Origin of the sequence: Rhodococcus sp. KBS0724 (assembly GCF_005938745.2) — a bacterium.
Lineage (GTDB): Bacteria > Actinomycetota > Actinomycetes > Mycobacteriales > Mycobacteriaceae > Rhodococcus_F.
The window spans coordinates 1,450,378-1,468,124 of record NZ_VCBX02000001.1; the positions used below are offsets into that span (position 1 = coordinate 1,450,378).

Sequence of the window (17,747 nt, forward strand, 5' to 3'; positions counted from 1 at the left end):
TCCGCGGCGGATCACCGGAGCAAGGGAGTAAGGAAAAGTGACTACCCAATCCACCCGTCCGCCGTCGGAGGCTCACTCCGCGAAACCGGCAGGCGCACCGCCCCGCAACATCGAACCTCCCGAAGTGCCGATGTGGCGACGCAAGTTGCGCCCCTACATCCTCTCGATTCCGGCTGTGGTGATCGTTGTCGGAATTCTCTATCCGTTTGTGATCGGCGCGTACTACTCGTTCTTGAATTACGCGGCAGTGAACCCGGATCCGCAGTTCGTGTGGTTCAAGAACTTCGCGAGTGTCCTGGGCGACTCGAGCTTCTGGACCAGCGTGCGTGTGACCGGAGTCTTCGCGATTGTCGCCACGGCGGTCGAGACGGTGATCGGCGTCGGCATCGCACTATTGCTCAACCGTTCGAGCTTGATCGGGAAGATCTTCGAGAAAGTGCTGATCCTTCCGTTGATGATCGCACCGGTCATCGCCGGCGTGATCTGGAAGCTGATGTTCAACCCGCAGTTCGGAATTCTGAATCACGTTCTGGGGCTGGGTAACACATTCGACTGGTTGAGCAGTCAGAACGCACTGTGGTCCGTCATTCTGGTGGACCTGTGGATCTTCACTCCCTTCGTGGCGATTCTTGTTCTCGCCGGCATGCGTTCGCTACCGAAGGAGCCGTTCGAAGCGTCCGAGGTGGACGGCGCCAGCTGGTTCTACATGTTCCGCAGGCTGATGCTGCCCATGTTGTGGCCCTACATTCTGGTCGCCGTGATCTTCCGATTCATGGACAACCTCAAAGTGTTCGACGCGGTGTACGTCCTGACTGCGGGTGGACCAGGACTGTCCACCCGAACGCTCCAGATCGGTGCGTTCGAGGATTCGATCATCAATCTCGACTATTCCCGCGGCAGCACCTACATGTTCTTGCTGTGGATCATCGTGTTCGTCACCGCGCGCTATCTGGTGAGCGTGTTGGGCAAGGCGCAGCGTCGTGCTGCCGGAGCGGAGTCGTAAAGTCATGGCCAGTGAATTGATGCCAGGCCAGAAGAGGTTCACGGTGGGTGCCGTAGCCGCGGACATCGTGTTGGTCGTGTGGTTCGTCTTCTCGCTCTTTCCCATCCTGTGGATGTTTCTGCTGGCGCTGAAGACTCCGGCCGAGCAGACCACCACATACTTCAAGTTCAGTCCCACGTTCGAGAACTTCGGAACCGTGCTGAGTCAGAAGGGCACGGACCTGACGAGTGTCGACTTCAAGTCGGCTCTGCTCACCAGCTTGATCAATTGTGGTGGTGCTGTTCTGGTTTCGTTGGCTATCGGCATTCCGGCTGCGTATGCTGCCGGACGCTGGAAGTACAAGGGATCCAACGATTTGATGTTCAACATGCTGTCCTTCCGCTTCGCGCCGGAGCTGATGGTGATCGTGCCGCTGTTCGTCATCTACAACCAGATCGGGTTGTTCGACACGAAACTCGGGATGGTGTGGGTTCTTCAACTAGTGACGATGCCCCTGGTGGTCTGGATCTTGCGCTCGTATTTCGAAGATCTGCCTGAAGACCTCGAACAGGCGGCCCTCCTGGACGGATACACGCGCAAGCGCGCCTTCGTCATGGTGGCGCTACCACTTGTTCGTCCGGGAATTGCCGCAGCAGCGCTACTTTCGTTCATCTTCGCGTGGAACAACTACGTATTCCCACTCATCCTCGCCGACAGCAACGCCGGAACAGTCACCGTCGCGGTGACCAAGTTCCTCGGTGGTGGCGGACAGGCCTACTACAACCTGACAGCTGCGGCTGCGGTGATCGCTGCTCTACCACCGCTGATTCTGGCGTTGACGATCCAGCGATACCTTGTGCGCGGACTGTCGTTCGGGGCGGTGAAATCCTGATGGTCGCACTTACTGTCAAAGCATTGAACAAGCACTACGGAAAGACCGTGGGCATCGACGGCATCGACCTCGACGTGGCAGACGGTGAATTCCTCGTCATCCTGGGACCTTCGGGCGCAGGCAAGACTACGACGCTCAAGTCGATAGCCGGACTCGTCGAAGTCGACGACGGCACGGTCGACATCGGGGGAGTGGACATGACGCTCGTCGAGCCGTATCACCGCAACGTCGCCATGGCCTTCGAGAGTTACGCGCTGTACCCACAAAAGACAGTGTCCGAGAATCTTGCGTCACCACTCAAGTCCGGTCGAACCGGAAAATACTCGGAAGACGAGCAGAAGCGCCGGATCGACACCGTCACCAAGACCTTGGGAATCAACCACCTTCTCGAGCGCTTTCCACGGGAATTGTCGAACGGGCAGCGGCAGCGAGTTGCTCTCGGGCGAGTGTTGGTACGGCCGGCCGACGTATACCTTCTCGACGAACCGCTCTCACATCTCGATGCCAAACTGCGGGCGGCGATGCGTGCCGAATTGCGTCAGCTCGGTCAGATGTCCAACACCACAACGGTATACGTGACACACGACTATCAAGAAGCACTGGCGTTGGGTGATCGTATCGCGATCCTGCGGGAGGGTCGGTTGGTCCAGATCGACACACCGGCGAACATCTGGCATGCGCCCGCTGACACCTTCGTGGCGCGCTCGCTCGGCCAACCCGAGATCAACGTGTTCGACGCAGTAGTCGACGGCGCAGCGCTCCGGGTGCTCGGAACCGATCTGGAGGTCGGGATTCCGTCGGACATCACGATATCTGCGTCGGCTGGCGCTCGAATCGGTATCCGACCGTGTGACATCGAGATTCGGGCAGATTTCTCGCGGAACTCCGGTTCGGTGGCCGTACGCGGCCGCATTCAACTGGTGGAGCGTCTCGGCCGCAATGTCGAACTCTCGATAGATCTCGGCGGCGGGGTCACGATGATCGGTCTGTCTTCGGGTGGTTCGCTCGCGGTCGAAGGCGCCGAGATCGTTGTGGAAGTGGCGCGCCAGAACATTCACCTGTTCGAGGGAGCGCCAGCGGGAACAGACAGTCGACGACTCGGCAGCGCGATCGCCGGCGCCGGTAGGACCGGCGACAGTGTAACGACCCACGCAGCACAGGAGGACAGGCGATGACCACTACCGCCGATAGCCGTCGCGCCACGAAGGTCGCGCAATCACTCACCCTGGACAACCTGGAGAAGACCTACTCTTCACGCGGGCGGGCAACATTCCACGCGGTCAAAGGAATCGACCTGCACATCGAACCCGGTGAGTTGGTCGCCCTGCTAGGCCCTTCGGGATGCGGCAAGACGACAACCCTTCGGATGATCGCCGGACTGGAGACCGTCTCGAGTGGGGAGATCTTGATCGGTGACCGGAAGATCAGTCAGTTGGCGCCCGGGAAACGAGGCGTCGGGGTTGGATTCGAGAGCTACGCTTTGTATCCGCCGCTCTCGGTGCGCGACAACCTCTCGTACGGATTGAAAGCCCGAAAGGTGGCGGGCGCAGACGAACTGGTGTCCACCATCGCCCGTCGTCTCGAGATGGAGGACCTACTCGACTTGCGTCCGGCAGGATTGTCGAGCGGGCAGAAGCAGCGGGTTGCACTCGCTCGGGCGCTTGTGCGCAATCCGCCGGTGCTGCTCCTCGACGAACCGCTCTCGCACCTCGATGCGTCGGCGCGGCAACGGGTTCGGCGTGAACTGAAGATGCTGCAACGCGAATTCGGCTACACCACAATCGTGGTCACCCACGACCAGGTCGAAGCGCTGAGCTTGGCCGACCGGCTTGCGGTGATGGACGGTGGCATCATCCAGCAGTACGGCACTCCCGACGAGGTGTTCGACGATCCGGCCAACATCTTCGTGGCGGAGTTCGTGGGCGAACCTCAGATCAACATGTTCGACGGAATTGTCCGCCTCGAGAACGGATCTGCGGTTGTTGCCATAGGCTCGGCTGGTACCTTGCCGGTCTCGACTCGCAATGTCGTTGAGGGTCAGTCGGTTCGGGTCGGGGTTCGCCCCCAGGACATGACTATGGTGCCGGGGCCTGCCGGGCATCGGCAGATCACCGTGCACGTGAAGCATTTCGAGCACCTGATGGAGTTCGGTTTGGTACAGGTGAACGCAGCGGGAACCGAGTCGACTGGCTCGGGATCAACGCTGATGGTTCAGACGCCGGCCCACGAAAGGTTTGCGGCAGGCGACGAGTGCGCTGCGACTGCTCTTCCCGAACGTGTCTATCTGTTCGACCCCGAAACCGGAAATCGACTGCGTTAGAGGTATTTTGTCATGACTCGGCTATTCAACGATCCCGCGACTTTTACGGAAGACATGCTCGAGGGTTTCCTCGACGCCAACTCCGACTATGTTGTCGGTGTACCAGGCGGTGTAGTACGAGCCCAGGAGACACGACCGGGCAAGGTTGCGGTCGTCGTAGGTGGCGGCTCCGGTCACTATCCCGCGTTCTGTGGTGTTGTCGGGCCGGGGTTCGCCGACGGCGCGGTGGTGGGAAACATTTTCACGTCTCCCTCCGCCGCGGAGGCGACTTCCGTCGCCCGCGCCGTCGACAGCGGTGCCGGGGTTCTTCTGACCACCGGAAATTATGCGGGTGACGTGATGAATTTCTCGCTCGCAGTGAAAGCTTTGGCGCACGAGGGAATTGATGCTCGATACCTGCCGGTCACCGACGATATTGCGAGCGCATCGGCGGAGGACATCACGAAGCGGCGGGGAATCGCCGGTGATTTCACGGTGTTCAAGATCGCGTCGGCTGCTGCGGAAGCAGGGTACAACCTCGACGAGGTACAGCGAGTGGGTCGCGCGGCGAACGACAACACACGAACCCTCGGTGTTGCTTTCGACGGATGCACCATGCCGGGCGCGGATCACCCACTGTTCACAGTGGAAACCGGAATGATGGATCTGGGGCTCGGTATTCACGGAGAACCGGGTGTATCCACACACGAGATGCCAAGTGCCGCAGAACTGGCGCGACTATTGGTCGACGGCGTGCTTGCCGAACGACCGGACGGTACCGGGACACGCGTCGGTGCCATCCTCAACGGGCTCGGGCGTACCAAGTACGAGGAATTGTTCGTGGTCTGGGGAACCGCGTCGAAGCTGTTGCGGGAGGCCGGATACACAATCGTCTCGCCGGAGGTCGGAGAGTTGGTGACCAGTCTGGACATGGCCGGTTGTTCACTGACGCTCATGTGGCTGGACGAGGAACTCGAATCGTTCTGGACCGCAGCCGCGGACACTCCGGCATTTCGGCGCGGAACATTCGGTGTGGCAACACGATCGGGGGAGCGTCGTACAACCACTTCCGTGAACGAGACGTCCGGCGTGAGCGCTGCGGGCGACGACCAGGGACGACTATGCGGAGAAACCGTGGCTACGGTCATCGAGGCTCTCGCTCGGGTGATGGCGGACAACGAAGAAGAACTGGGCCGCATCGATGCGGTGGCAGGCGACGGAGACCACGGGCGCGGGATGGTTCGCGGAACCGAGTACGCGACACTGGCAGCGCAGTCCGCAGCCGCGCAAGGCGCAGGGCCACAAGGAGTTCTGACTGCAGCGGGTGAAGCCTGGGCGGCAAAGGCAGGCGGAACGTCCGGCGTGCTGTGGGGTGCCGCGCTTACGGCGATGGGAACCAGGCTGGGCGACAAGGGGCAACCAGGTGCCCATGACCTCGCTGACGGTGTGCGGGCGGGCTACGACGCGATAGTGGCGCTCGGTGGAGCAAAACTAGGCGACAAGACGATGCTCGACGCTCTGTGGCCGTTCGTGGAAACCTTAAGTGCCGCAGTCGGAAACGGGGTGCTCACGGCACAGGCGTGGGACGACGCCGCCGTCGTTGCCCAGACCGCAGCCGATGCCACGGCGCAATTGCGTCCGCTGGTGGGTCGGGCACGACCGCTGGCAGAACGGAGCGTCGGCACCCCGGATGCCGGCGCGATATCGATGGCGATGTGTGTCCGTACCGTCGCCGATTTCTTGAACACGAACTCTGAACGCAAGGAGCACGATCATGGCTGAGCGACTTCGTATCGTCGTCGGTTGCGACGACGCCGGCTTGGAGTACAAGCAGGCACTCAAGGCTGACCTCGAAGCCGACGACCGTGTGGAGGTGGTGACCGATGTCGGCGTCGGGAACGACGAGCACACGGCGTATCCACACGTTGCTGTCACCGCCGCCAGGTTGGTGGCCGACGGCAAAGCCGACCGGGCGCTCCTCGTGTGTGGAACAGGATTGGGCGTCGCCATCAGCGCCAACAAGGTGCCGGGGATCCGCGCGGTGACTGCCCACGACAGCTTCTCGGTGGAGCGATCGGTTCTCAGCAACGACGCACAGGTCTTGTGTTTCGGGCAGCGAGTGGTTGGACTCGAACTCGCCAGGCGACTGGCGAAGGAGTGGCTGGGCTACCACTTCGACACTCGGAGTGCCTCTGCCGAGAAGGTTGCTGCGATCGGCGAATACGAGACTGCCGGCAAGCCCGGCGACTGCTGATCGCTCAGATCAGCCCGAACTTCCGCACCGCGTCGAGTAGCGCGTGCGGACGTTCGGACGTCGGCAGTGGGTCGACGAGAGCGAACTGGCATCCGACGTCGCGGGCGGCGCCATCGGCGACATCACTGTCTCCGATCATCAAGGTCTGGGCTGCGTCCACGTCGAGTTGCGCCAAGGCGTGCTCGAAAATTGCAGGTTCGGGCTTGACCGCACCCACCTCGAAGGACAACACGAACTCGTCGACCCACACGTCCCAGCCGCGGTCGACAAACGCCGGACGGATGTCGAAGGCGATGTTGCTCAAGACTGCAGTGCGAATGCCTTTCTCCGACAAGGACTTCAGTACCTCACCGGTGTCCGGGTACGGAGTCCACCGATCCGGGTCCACGAGCAATCCGTACAGCGCTTCGGCGCGACCGAGATCGGGTACGCCGGACTTGCTCAGCACATCGATGTACGCCTGGCGATGCAGCTTCGGATCCCGGTCACGGTTCTCCCACGCATACAGTCCAGCCTCGTCCATTTCGACTGTTCGCCCGACCGGAGCGGTCATTCGGCGCATCAGCTCGGCTTGAGCATGCACGTCCATCGGCTCGCCGGTGTGATCGACAAAATGTTCGGCCCAGTCGGAATCTTCCTCGAGGCGGAAGAGCGTCCCCGAGAAGTCGAACAATGTTGCGGCGATATGCCCGTTTCGAGGGTCGGTGCGGTCAGTGTTCACCGATCAAGGTTATCGGCGCGGGCTTTCCGATGCGCATTCTGCGCCGGGGCGCGCGTACTTTGGGAGAGCATATTTTCCGAGGTTCGTGTTGAAGGGCAGTGTTCATTGCTCTCGATCCGCGCCGAATGACCAGGGGGATTCTCCGTGTCCGACCACGTGAACCACGTTGACCGAAACAAATCGGCGGGTGACGACCCCCACTTGTCGCGTCAGCTGTCCAATCGTCATATCCAGCTGATCGCGATCGGCGGCGCCATCGGCACCGGCCTGTTCATGGGTTCGGGCAAGACGATCTCGCTGGCCGGGCCGTCGGTGATCTTCGTGTACATGATCATCGGCTTCATGCTCTTCTTCGTCATGCGGGCGATGGGGGAGTTGCTGCTCTCCAACATGTCGTACAAGTCGTTCTCCGACTTCGCCGCTGATCTGCTAGGGCCGTGGGCGGGATTCTTCACCGGCTGGACGTATTGGTTCTGTTGGATCGTCACCGGCATCGCTGACGTGATCGCGATCTCGGGATACTTCAAATACTGGTGGCCTGGGCTGGCTGCGTGGATTCCGGCATTGCTCACCATCGCCGCATTGCTCCTTCTTAATCTGCCGACGGTGAAGGCGTTCGGTGAGACCGAGTTCTGGTTTGCACTGATCAAGATCATCGCCATCGTCAGCTTGATCATCGTCGGCATCGTGATGGTCGTCTCCGGGTTCACCGCACCTAGTGGTGCCACTTCAGGCATCGACAATCTCTGGAACGACGGCGGCATGTTCCCGACCGGTTTCATGGGGTTTGTCGCTGGCTTCCAGATCGCGGTGTTCGCGTTTGTGGGTATCGAGCTGGTGGGTACGACGGCGGCCGAGGCGAAGGATCCGGAGAAGAATCTCCCGAAGGCCATCAACTCCATCCCGATTCGTGTGCTGCTGTTCTATGTGGTTGCCCTGACCGTCATCATCTCGGTGACGCCATGGCGCTTGATAAGTGACGACGAGAGTCCGTTCGTTGCGATGTTCACCCTCGCCGGCTTGGGTATCGCCGCGTCGGTCATCAACTTCGTGGTGCTGACGTCCGCAGCGTCGTCGGCGAACTCGGGGATCTACTCCACCTCACGGATGGTCTACGGCCTGGCTCAGGAGGGCGACGCACCGAAGGCGCTTGGCAAGCTGAACTCGCGCAAGGTCCCTGCGAATGCCCTGATGTTCTCGTGCATCTTCCTGCTCGCGTCGTTGATCCTGCTGTTCTCCGGTGACTCGGTGATCGAGGCATTCACCGTTGTGACCACAATCTCCGCGCTGCTCTTCATGTTCGTGTGGACGATCATCTTGGCGAGCTACCTGGTGTACCGGAAGCGTCGCCCGCACCTGCACGAGGCGTCGAAGTTCAAGATGCCAGGCGGCATCGTGATGTGCTGGGTTGTACTGGCCTTCTTCGTGTTCATCTTGTGGGCTCTGACCACCAAGGACGACACGCTGCAGGCGCTGCTCGTCACTCCGATCTGGTTTGTCGCACTCGGGATCGCCTGGGCGATTATTCGTCGCCGGCCCGCGCACCGAGCGCGGTACGAGGCATTCCGGGCAGAGTTGGATGCAAGTCGACAGACGGACGAAAAATAGTTTGATCAAGATCGTGTAACGGTGGCGGTCTCCTTGACCAAACTGTTACATTCGTCGGCAGACAGAGGAGCGGGCTTCGTTCGAAGACCGTTGCAGGCCGACGACTGACAGGGCAAAAACTGTGGGAGACCACCACCGCACGGACAATTCCATTGCTGCATTCGAGATCGACCCTGACGCAGCGAGTGGACGTCACCGCGTTCAGTCGGCTGGCCCGGGCGCAGGCGTCAAGGCTGGTGTTGTAGCTGCAGCTACGGGCGCACTCCTCGTTGGCGCAGGCCAGATGGGTGCAGGTACCGCAGCGGCAGCTCCGGCCACCCAGAACATCGCCGGATTCGAGATTCCGCAGGGACTGCTTCCCGAGGGCATCGAGATCCCGGCAGCACTGTCGAACCTCGGGCTCCCGCCGGTGGCGAGCATCGAGGTTCCCGAACTTCCTGACCTCGTGGCGCAGGTGAATGCACAGGTACAGCAGTTCACCGGCTCGTTCAGCCCGGTTTCGTCGAACGGCGGCACCGTGCAGCCTGTTTCCGGAACGCTCACCTCCACGTTCGGTAACCGCTGGGGCGCACACCACGGCGGCCTGGACATCGCCGCCCCGATCGGAACTCCGGTCCTTGCGGCAGCAGCCGGGCAGGTCATCGACGCGGGACCTGCCTCGGGCTTCGGTCTCTGGGTACGCATCCAGCACGACGACGGCGCCGTCACCACGTACGGGCACGTCAACGACTACCAGGTTGCGGTGGGCCAGCGCGTAGCCGCCGGTCAGCAGATCGCCACCGTCGGTAACCGCGGCCAGTCCACCGGCCCGCACCTGCACTTCGAGGTTGCCGAAAACGGCGCCAAGGTTGATCCGGCCATCTGGCTGAAGGCGCGCGGCGTTGCAGTCACCTGGGTGGACAACTCGTAGGAATATTTCTCGCAGACCTGCAGGGCATCGGAAATTCTTCCGGTGCCCTGCAGTTTTTCATTCACGGTTTGTGCTGTGGTCGGGTGGTCGCCGGTTAGCCTTGCGGAAGACGACCTTCGGTGGTTGATCGCGAAGGAGGGGGACCGGAAATGGGCGCAGAAGTTCAGGCACGGATGTTCACCAGGGCGGACCGGCGGGTGTTCCGCAAAAAGGTGCGATCGTGTGTCGACGCCATGAAGCAGATGCTCGATCGCGGCGACTTCCGGGACGCCGTCGACAAACCCGACCCACTGCTGGGAATGGAGATCGAGTTCAACCTCGTAGCCGGCGACATGCTGCCGGCGATGTCCAACCTTGCAGTGCTCGATGCCATCGACGACGACGCGGTGTTTCAAACAGAACTCGGGCAGTTCAACGTCGAGATGAATGTCGAGCCCGGACCACTGACCGGTGACAACACGTTCGATCTCGAAGAGAAACTGCGCAGTTCTCTGGCGGTCGCGGACGCTCGCATCCATGAGCACGACGCCGAGATGGTGATGATCGGGATGCTGCCGACGCTCCAGCTCGAACATCTCGACCGCGAGTGGATCACCGCGAATCCGCGTTACGAATTGCTCAACGAGCAGATTTTCGCGGCGCGGGGTGAAGACATCGAACTCGACGTCGAAGGCGTCGCACTCTCCGGCGGAACTGTGGAAGTGCTACGCGCCGATACCAATTCGGTGGTTCCCGAGGCGGCCTGCACATCGATGCAATTGCATCTTCGGGTCTCTCCGGAAGAGTTTGCGCCGCACTGGAATGCGGCACAGTGCCTGGCCGGGCCGCAGGTGGCGTTGGCTGCCAACTCGCCCTTCCTGGCGGGCAAAGCTCTGTGGCACGAATCTCGGATACCGATCTTCGAACAGGCCACGGACACAAGAACATTCGAACTCAAGAATCAGGGAGTGCGGCCGCGCGTCTGGTTCGGGGAACGCTGGATACATTCGGTTCTCGATCTCTTCGAGGAGAATTCGCGATACTTCCCGGCGCTGCTGCCCGACGTGTCCGATGCCGATCCACTGGCGGTACTCGCAGCAGGCGGAATTCCCGAGTTGAAAGAACTCCAGATGCACAACGGAACCGTCTACCGTTGGAATCGGCCGGTGTACGACTGCTCGGATGGCAAGCCGCACTTGCGGATCGAGAATCGAGTGCTACCGGCCGGGCCCACCGTCCTCGACATCATGGCAAATGCCGCGTTCTACTACGGAACAGTCCGGGCGCTCGTCAACGCGGATCGACCACTGTGGTCGCAGATGTCTTTTCATGCAGCAGAAGAGAACCTGCACATCGGCGCCAAACACGGACTCGACGCGATGTTGTACTGGCCGGGATTGGGCTGGGTCGGCGCAGACGAGTTGATCCTGCGACGGTTACTTCCCCTCGCCGACGAAGGCTTGGCCGACTTCGGATTGTCGAGCGCAGCGCGTGAGAAGTACCTCGGTGTCATCGAAGGCCGGTGCCTCAACCGGCAAACCGGTGCGGCCTGGCAGCGGGGACGCGTCGCCGCCGGTGAAGCCGCAGGACTCGGCCGAACCGCCGCACTTGCCGAGATGATGCGGGCATATATCGAGAACATGCGCAGTGGTAATCCAGTTCACTTGTGGGACTGATCTACATCTGCTAATTCAATTCCACGTCAACAGTTTCGGGGACCTTGGTCACCGAAACAGGGTTAGGCTCGACCCGGAAACCATGTCGCAATTGCGGTGGTTAGAGTGGAAGTGGCTCGATTACTTCTTACGGAAGGTGGGCACATGAGTTCACGCGAACACAACAATGTCGTCGTCGGAATCGACGGATCGGACACCGCGTCGACCGCGCTCCGAGAAGCTGCGAAAATCGCCGCGCAGCGAGAATTGCGACTCGATATCATTCACGCGCTCGACTTCGCACCGTACGGATTCGGCGGCCCGTACATCGACGCGGGTGGCGTGTACGAATGGGTGGAAGAGGCAGGTAAAGAGGTACTCGGAGAGGCTGAGAAGTTCGCCGCCGAGGTCGCCCCGAACGTCACCGTTCACACCGAGATGGCCATCGGCAGCCCGACGCAGTGGCTTCTGGAGAGTTCAGCGAAAGCCCGCCTGGTCGTAGTAGGGGCGTCGTCGTCCGGAAAAGCTGCTACCGCGGTCCTCGGCAACACCGCAGTCGGTGTCGCGAGCCACGGCAAGTGCCCTGTCATCGTGGTGCGTGAACGTGACGGCGTCGTACCGTCCGATGGCCCCGTTGTGGTGGGCGTCGACGGCAGTGCCCTGAGCGCGCAGGCTGTGGGCGCGGCATTCGAGGAAGCGGCGTTCCGCGGCGCAGAACTGGTAGCCGTCCACGTCTGGAGCGACCTCGGAACAGCAGCGTTCGAGGATCCTCGCGCTGCCGCACTGGCACCGGCGTCGCTCGAGGAAGAAGAGCACGCGGTACTGAGCGAGAACCTGGCCGGATGGTCCGAGAAGTACCCGGACGTCGTAGTTCGCCGCGAGATCTACCTCGACAATCCGCGTGGCCGCCTCCTTGAATGGTCGTCTCGGGCGCAGCTCGTCGTAGTCGGTAGCCGTGGCCGCGGCGGATTCCGTGGAATGCTCCTCGGATCCACCAGCAACACGCTGATCGCTTCCGCGCAGTGCCCCGTGATGGTTGTTCGTCCCGAAGATTCCTGATTTCTCGACGCGCCTGTGAGAACCTGCCCCGTTCATTTCGGTCACCGAATATGAACGGGGCAGTCACATGAATACGGCCTCATGTTCCGTAGTGTTCAAGGAGAGGTGTGCCTGGCGCACACATGGCAATCGTGAGGATTGGGGTTAGAACGTGCGCATCGGAATGGGATTGAACTACAGCGGCGGATTCGCCGAGACTGTCGAAGAAGTCGGTGACCTCGAAAAAGCCGGTCTGGACATTGCGTTTGTCCCCGAGGCCTACTCGTTCGACGCGGTCAGCCAACTCGGTTACCTGGCTGCGAAGACGACAACCATCGAACTTGCCTCAGGCATCTTCCAGATCTACACCCGCACGCCGTCGCTCACCGCGATGACTGCCGCCGGACTCGACTTCGTCTCCAACGGACGATTTGTCATGGGCCTCGGCGCCTCCGGCCCGCAGGTGATCGAAGGATTCCACGGCGTCAAGTACGACGCGCCTCTCGGCCGTACTCGCGAGGTTGTCGAAATCTGCCGCCAGGTGTGGCGTCGTGAGAAGGTCGAGTACCAGGGCAAGTACTACCAGGTGCCGCTGCCTGCCGAGAAGGGCACCGGACTGGGCAAGCCGCTCAAGCTGATCAACCATCCCGTTCGCGAGCGCATCCCGATCCTCATCGCATCCCTCGGCCCCAAGAACGTCGAACTCACTGCCGAAATCGCCGAAGGGTGGGAGCCCATCTTCTACCACCCGGAGAAAGCAGCAAGCGTGTGGGGCGAACCCCTCGCCAAGGGCAAGGCCAAGCGCGACCCCAGCCTCGGTGAACTGCAGGTATATGCGTCACCGGCGCTCGCGATCGGTGACGACGTCGACCACATGCTCGACTGGGTCCGTCCCAGCATCGCCCTCTACATCGGCGGCATGGGAGCCAAGGGAAAGAACTTCTACAACGACCTTGCCGTCCGCTACGGCTACGCCGAAGCTGCCGAGAAGATCCAAGATCTCTACCTCGCCGGTAAGAAGGAAGAAGCCGCGGCAGCAGTGCCGGACGAGCTCGTTCGCGCAGTGTCGCTCATCGGCCCCGAAAGCTACGTCCGAGAACGCGTCGCCGCATTTGCAGAGTCCGGCGTCACGACCCTCAACGTCACTCCGTTGGCGGCTGATCGAGCCGGACGCGTCGGCCTGATCGAGAAGTTCCGGAAGATTTGTGACTAACCGCTGTGCGCCTTTATCAACCCCCCGCGGTTAGTAAAGGCGCACAGCAGATGTCCGATTCGGGACCCGCCGTAGCGGATGAAACGTATTTATCGCCTTTGGGCAATAGTGTGGAGGCAGATAGAGTTCTGTAGTCGATCCTGAAGGGACGAACATGAGTGCAATCCAACCAGTTGTCGTAGCTGTGGACGGTTCCGAGGCGGCGTCGTCGGCCGTTGTATGGGCTGCACGCACGGCCGCTGCGTTGGGGCGTCCGCTGCATATTGCAACGGTGGTGCACATTCCGGCGTTCTATTACTCCGAGCCGTACCTGGCCGAGAGTTTCAAGGACGAACTGCGACGCACCGCTCGAGCTCGACTCGACAGCGCGAAGATCCTGGCCCATCAGAGTGTCGACGGTGAACTCGAAGTGGTCACCGAACAACTCGACGGCAGTGTCTCCGATTCCTTGATCGAATTGTCCAAGCACGCGTACCTGGTTGCCGTGGGTCCGCGCGGTCACGGTGAATTCACCGGACTTGTCGTCGGTTCGGTGACGGTATCGCTTGTCTCGCATGGCGAATCGCCGGTAGCCGTGGTACGCGGGCGGACACTGGACGGCCAACCGCCGACGCAGGGGCCGGTTGTTGTCGGTATCGACGGTTCCGAGAACAGCATCGAGGCCATCGAGCATGCATTCGAGCAGGCGTCGGCGCGCGGCGCCACGCTGATTGCCGTCAACGTGTGGAGCGACGTGAGTGTGCAGCCTTCGCTGGGCGCAACTCCGGAAGATCCGTTGTGGAGCAGCATCCAGACGGGCGAAGAAGTAGTTCTGGCAGAGCAGTTGGCGGGATTCACCGAGCGATATCCCGACGTTGTGGTCGAGCGTGTAGTGGCGCGTGATCGCCCGGTGCGGGTGCTCAGTGAGTACGCAGAAACCGCGCAGTTGGTGGTGGTCGGCAGCCGCGGACGTGGCGGCTTCACCGGAATGCTTCTCGGCTCGACCAGTCGCGCACTTCTGCACACCGCAGATTGCCCGGTGTTGATCGTGCGGCACAGCAAGAACTGATGCGGCGAGAACTGACACCTTCACCAACAAGCACCACAGTTGTTTCGACCGGCAATGGATTCTTGAAAGAGGCTTAGATGACTACGCGCGTGTTCCTGGTCGACGATCACGAGATCGTCCGACGCGGACTGTTCGATCTGCTCGGCGGCGTCGAGGATTTCGAGGTGGTCGGGGAAGCGTCGTCGGTGGGGGAGGCGATGGCCGTTATCCCCAAGAGCAATGTCGATGTCGCAGTTCTGGACGTGCGACTTGCGGACGGTAACGGCGTCGAATTGTGCCGCGATCTTCGCTCGATGCTGCCGAACCTGCGGTGCCTGATGTTGACGTCCTATGCGGACGACGAAGCGTTGCTCGACGCCATCATGGCCGGTGCGTCCGGCTTTGTGCTGAAGCAGATTCTGGGCACGGATCTTGTTGCGGCGGTACGCACAGTCGGCTTGGGTGGCTCGTTGCTCGACAGCCGCGCCACCGAAGCGTTGATGGCGCGCATCCGCAGTGAACGCACCGCGGATCCGTTGGCGGAACTCTCCGACCAGGAACGCGCGGTATTCGACCTCATCGGTGAGGGCCTGACCAACCGGGAGATCGGCGCACGGCTGTTCCTGGCAGAGAAGACGGTCAAGAACTACGTGACGCGTTTGCTCTCCAAGTTGGGTATGCAGCGCAGAACTCAGGCTGCCGTGCTGGCAACCGAGTTGCGTAACAAGTAGTTCAGGGCTTCCGTCGTCTCAGCGGTACCCGCCACACCAAGCGGGTGCCGTGCGGACTGCGGTTGCCGATCGAGAACGTGCCACCACAATGTTCGGCGCGGCGTTCGAGATTGTGCAAGCCACTCTTGTGGACGCCGGCGGGGATGCCTTTGCCGTCGTCGTCGATGGTGATGGCAAATTCGAGGTCCGCGGTCACGGAGATGGTGATCGTGTCTGCCTGGGCGTGCCGCAGAACGTTGCTCAAGCCCTCACGAAGCACCGCTTCGGCGTGGGGGTGGATTCCGGCTTTCACGAGCGTGTCGATCGCTCCGGAGAACTGAACGCTCGGCGTGACTGCTGATTGTGCTGTGGCGTCACCGATTACGTCGAGGAGGCGCCGGCGCAGGCTGGTCGAGTCCGCGGTGGCCGGTGTCTGGAGATCGAAGATGGTGGTGCGGATTTCGCGGACGGTTTGGTCCAACTGCTCCAGTGATCGGGTGACGATGGCGCGCGCGGAGTCGGGAAGATCGGTGTCGGGCAAGGTGCTCTGCAGGCTCATGCCGCTGGCAAAGAGACGCTGAATGACGTTGTCGTGCAGGTCGCGGGCAATGCGGTCACGATCTGCCAGGACCGACAGTAGGCGCTGTCCGCGTTGTTTCTCGTCGAATTCGATAGCGACAGAGCCTAATTCGGCCATCGACTCGATCCGGGTGAGTTCGTCCGAATCCCAGTGGGTACTGGCGGAGTCCGAGGTCAGCAGGAGTGCGCCCACAACACCGGACGCGACCGTCATCGGGGCCAGCACCGCGCTACCCGCTGTGGGGACCAAGTCGACCAACGAGCCCAGTTCGGTGAATACGTGTAACCGTCGGGTCTGCCGAATGACGTCGAACGGATACAGGCTCGCTGGGACGCGAACGCCACGCGAAGTCGGCCGGGCGCTGACCGCGGTGTGCACCTGCGCGTAGCCGTTCTCGCAGATCAGCACGATGACATCGTCGATGCCGGTCAGCTCGCGCACGCGCGTGGCAAGTAGTTGCAGACTGTCGTCGAGCGAATCGCCTGCCAGCAACCGCGACCGGATGGCGGACATTGCGGTGAGCCATCTTTCGCGGGTCCGAGACTGCTCGAACAACCTGACGTTCTCGGCCGCGATACCGGCCGCAATGGCAAGTGCTTCGAGGATGACCTCGTCTTCCTCGGTGAACTCGGCCGCACCACGTTTCTCGGTGAGATAGATGCTGCCGAATACCTCACCGCGCATCATGATCGGTGCACCCAGGAAGCTGTCCATCGGTGGGTGATTGGCAGGAAACCCGACCGATGCGGGATGCGCGCCCAGATGCGGAACACGCAGAGTTTTGGGATCGTTCATCAGCACGCCGAGCACGCCGTGACCTTCCGGGAAGTGCCCCATCGTCCGCCGTAGCGGCTCGTCGATACCGTCGTACACGAATTCGGCCAGCCCCCCGCCTGGCGCACGCACGCCCAATGCCCCGTAGTTGCAATCCAATACAGTGGTCGCGGCGGTGATGATGCGCTGCAGCGTGAGATCGAGATCGAGCCCAGAACCGACAACAAGCACTGCTTCGAGAAGTCGGTGGAGGGTCGGGATGTCAGCCTTGGAGTTGGCCAAACGCTCGAGTACTTCGGCGAAATTACGTGTCGGGTTGCCCGAAGAGTCGATCATTCTCGAAGCATATCGCTCCGCGTGCGGTCACTCCTGGTGAGATCGGCCGTCCCACCACTGCTTCCAGTGATGTTCGATCTCGTCGAACTCATCCGCACTGAGATCGTAAGTGGCCAGAATGATCTGGACTTCCTGTTGGGCGCGGTACGGGACCGTCGGCTTTGATGCGACGACCAATAATCCGGGACCAAGGTCTTCTATTGTCACTCCTGTCTGGAGCGCGCTGACATAGTCGACAACGCCTTCGGCATAGTCGCCGGGAGCAAGAGTGGCGTTGTACCGGCCACCGGCTTCCTCCGGAACGGACTCGAGTCCGAGGATCGAAGCTGCGGATTCACCCGGAAGCAGTGGTCCGTCGAGGAAAATTGTTCTGCGCTCGGCTAATCCGTGATGTTCGACGCCGAACTTCAAGAAGTGCAAGAAAGTAGTCCACCCCTCGGTGACGTCCTCGTACCATTCGTCGTCCGGCAGCTGCGGCGGGCGTGTCATGCGGACAACGGTTCTGCCGCCATGATCGATCAGGGAGAAGAGATCGCCGTTGCCCAGTTCGAGGGTGTGCGCGTCGGGATCTTCGACGGCGGTGCCGTAAATCTGGGTGATTTCGTCGTCGAGCCCGTCGTAGTCCCACCCGAACCAACGCCGAATCAGTGAAGGATCGCGCAACGCGGGCCACAGCACGGACGGCACTGCGGCAATGGACACTTCGATCACCGTTTCGTTCACGGGGAACACGCTACCGGGAACGGCATGAATATCCGCGGCGCGGCGG

General features: G+C 61.4%; 16 protein-coding genes. 13 read left to right on the forward strand and 3 right to left on the reverse strand.

From position 1 onward, the window contains the following. The first annotated feature begins 37 nt into the window (after nt 1-37). Genes FFI94_RS06735 through FFI94_RS06760 form a run of 6 tightly spaced genes read left to right on the forward strand, consistent with a single transcriptional unit; the run spans nt 38 to nt 6,427 of the window. Nucleotides 38-1,003: a carbohydrate ABC transporter permease gene (locus tag FFI94_RS06735; RefSeq protein WP_185993141.1), complete on the forward strand. Its 966-nt coding sequence runs from the start codon at nt 38-40 to the stop codon at nt 1,001-1,003. A 4-nt stretch (nt 1,004-1,007) separates the two neighbouring features. Beyond that, entirely contained in the window at nt 1,008-1,874 is an 867-nt protein-coding gene (locus tag FFI94_RS06740; RefSeq protein WP_021345201.1) for a carbohydrate ABC transporter permease, read from the forward strand. Then, nucleotides 1,874-3,049 carry an ABC transporter ATP-binding protein gene (locus FFI94_RS06745; protein WP_138872304.1) on the forward strand — a complete coding sequence of 392 codons (1,176 nt, stop codon included), beginning with the start codon at nt 1,874-1,876 and terminating at the stop codon, nt 3,047-3,049. The genes FFI94_RS06740 and FFI94_RS06745 overlap by 1 nt, the downstream gene beginning before the upstream one ends. After that, entirely contained in the window at nt 3,046-4,194 is a 1,149-nt protein-coding gene (locus FFI94_RS06750) for an ABC transporter ATP-binding protein (protein WP_138872305.1), read from the forward strand. The genes FFI94_RS06745 and FFI94_RS06750 overlap by 4 nt, the downstream gene beginning before the upstream one ends. 12 nt (nt 4,195-4,206) lie before the next feature. Next, a complete protein-coding gene (locus FFI94_RS06755) occupies nt 4,207-5,955 on the forward strand; it encodes a dihydroxyacetone kinase family protein (protein WP_138872306.1) in 1,749 nt (582 codons plus the stop codon). Beyond that, nucleotides 5,948-6,427 carry a ribose-5-phosphate isomerase gene (locus FFI94_RS06760; protein WP_138872307.1) on the forward strand — a complete coding sequence of 160 codons (480 nt, stop codon included), beginning with the start codon at nt 5,948-5,950 and terminating at the stop codon, nt 6,425-6,427. Before FFI94_RS06755 ends, FFI94_RS06760 begins: the two co-directional genes overlap by 8 nt. A 4-nt stretch (nt 6,428-6,431) precedes the next feature. Here FFI94_RS06760 and FFI94_RS06765 read toward each other — a convergent pair whose 3' ends face one another. Next, on the reverse strand, nt 6,432-7,148 hold the full coding sequence (locus tag FFI94_RS06765; RefSeq protein WP_138872308.1) for an HAD family hydrolase: 717 nt from the start codon (nt 7,146-7,148) through the stop codon (nt 6,432-6,434). 144 nt (nt 7,149-7,292) lie between these two features. On the opposite strand from FFI94_RS06765, the gene cycA reads away from it, so the two are divergent. The 7 genes from cycA (at nt 7,293) to FFI94_RS06800 (ending at nt 15,309) form a co-directional block, all read left to right on the forward strand. Next, a complete protein-coding gene (gene cycA, locus FFI94_RS06770; protein WP_185993142.1) occupies nt 7,293-8,756 on the forward strand; it encodes a D-serine/D-alanine/glycine transporter in 1,464 nt (487 codons plus the stop codon). A 121-nt stretch (nt 8,757-8,877) separates the two neighbouring features. Then, a complete protein-coding gene (locus FFI94_RS06775; RefSeq protein ID WP_138872309.1) occupies nt 8,878-9,666 on the forward strand; it encodes a M23 family metallopeptidase in 789 nt (262 codons plus the stop codon). Nucleotides 9,667-9,815: 149 nt separating this feature from the next. Beyond that, a complete protein-coding gene (locus FFI94_RS06780) occupies nt 9,816-11,321 on the forward strand; it encodes a glutamate-cysteine ligase family protein (protein ID WP_138872310.1) in 1,506 nt (501 codons plus the stop codon). A 144-nt stretch (nt 11,322-11,465) separates the two neighbouring features. Continuing rightward, on the forward strand, nt 11,466-12,359 hold the full coding sequence (locus tag FFI94_RS06785; protein WP_138872311.1) for a universal stress protein: 894 nt from the start codon (nt 11,466-11,468) through the stop codon (nt 12,357-12,359). A 151-nt stretch (nt 12,360-12,510) separates the two neighbouring features. Next, nucleotides 12,511-13,551, forward strand: a complete 1,041-nt coding sequence (locus FFI94_RS06790; RefSeq protein WP_138872312.1) for an LLM class F420-dependent oxidoreductase — start codon at nt 12,511-12,513, stop codon at nt 13,549-13,551. Nucleotides 13,552-13,705: 154 nt separating this feature from the next. Further along, complete coding sequence (locus FFI94_RS06795) at nt 13,706-14,599, forward strand: universal stress protein (RefSeq protein ID WP_138872313.1); 894 nt, start codon at nt 13,706-13,708, stop codon at nt 14,597-14,599. 77 nt (nt 14,600-14,676) lie between these two features. Continuing rightward, nucleotides 14,677-15,309, forward strand: coding sequence for a response regulator transcription factor (locus FFI94_RS06800; protein ID WP_033234187.1), 633 nt, complete (start codon nt 14,677-14,679; stop codon nt 15,307-15,309). A gap of 1 nt (nt 15,310) precedes the next feature. Here the strand turns inward: FFI94_RS06800 and FFI94_RS06805 are convergent, their stop codons facing one another. Then, complete coding sequence (locus FFI94_RS06805; RefSeq protein ID WP_138872314.1) at nt 15,311-16,978, reverse strand: GAF domain-containing sensor histidine kinase; 1,668 nt, start codon at nt 16,976-16,978, stop codon at nt 15,311-15,313. Nucleotides 16,979-17,005: 27 nt separating this feature from the next. Further along, nucleotides 17,006-17,701 (reverse strand): SRPBCC domain-containing protein, encoded by a 696-nt coding sequence (locus FFI94_RS06810; RefSeq protein ID WP_138872315.1) that lies wholly within the window; start codon nt 17,699-17,701, stop codon nt 17,006-17,008. Nucleotides 17,702-17,747: the final 46 nt, after the last annotated feature.

Excerpts from the sequence above, each read along its gene's own strand:
- FFI94_RS06740 (WP_021345201.1), top strand. The coding sequence starts at position 1,008 with ATGGCCAGTGAATTGATGCCAGGCCAGAAGAGGTTCACGGTGGGTGCC.
- FFI94_RS06745 (WP_138872304.1), top strand. The coding sequence starts at position 1,874 with ATGGTCGCACTTACTGTCAAAGCATTGAACAAGCACTACGGAAAGACC.
- FFI94_RS06750 (WP_138872305.1), top strand. The coding sequence starts at position 3,046 with ATGACCACTACCGCCGATAGCCGTCGCGCCACGAAGGTCGCGCAATCA.
- FFI94_RS06755 (WP_138872306.1), top strand. The coding sequence starts at position 4,207 with ATGACTCGGCTATTCAACGATCCCGCGACTTTTACGGAAGACATGCTC.
- FFI94_RS06760 (WP_138872307.1), top strand. The coding sequence starts at position 5,948 with ATGGCTGAGCGACTTCGTATCGTCGTCGGTTGCGACGACGCCGGCTTG.
- FFI94_RS06780 (WP_138872310.1), top strand. The coding sequence starts at position 9,816 with ATGGGCGCAGAAGTTCAGGCACGGATGTTCACCAGGGCGGACCGGCGG.
- FFI94_RS06785 (WP_138872311.1), top strand. The coding sequence starts at position 11,466 with ATGAGTTCACGCGAACACAACAATGTCGTCGTCGGAATCGACGGATCG.
- FFI94_RS06795 (WP_138872313.1), top strand. The coding sequence starts at position 13,706 with ATGAGTGCAATCCAACCAGTTGTCGTAGCTGTGGACGGTTCCGAGGCG.
- FFI94_RS06800 (WP_033234187.1), top strand. The coding sequence starts at position 14,677 with ATGACTACGCGCGTGTTCCTGGTCGACGATCACGAGATCGTCCGACGC.
- FFI94_RS06805 (WP_138872314.1), bottom strand. The coding sequence starts at position 16,978 with ATGATCGACTCTTCGGGCAACCCGACACGTAATTTCGCCGAAGTACTC.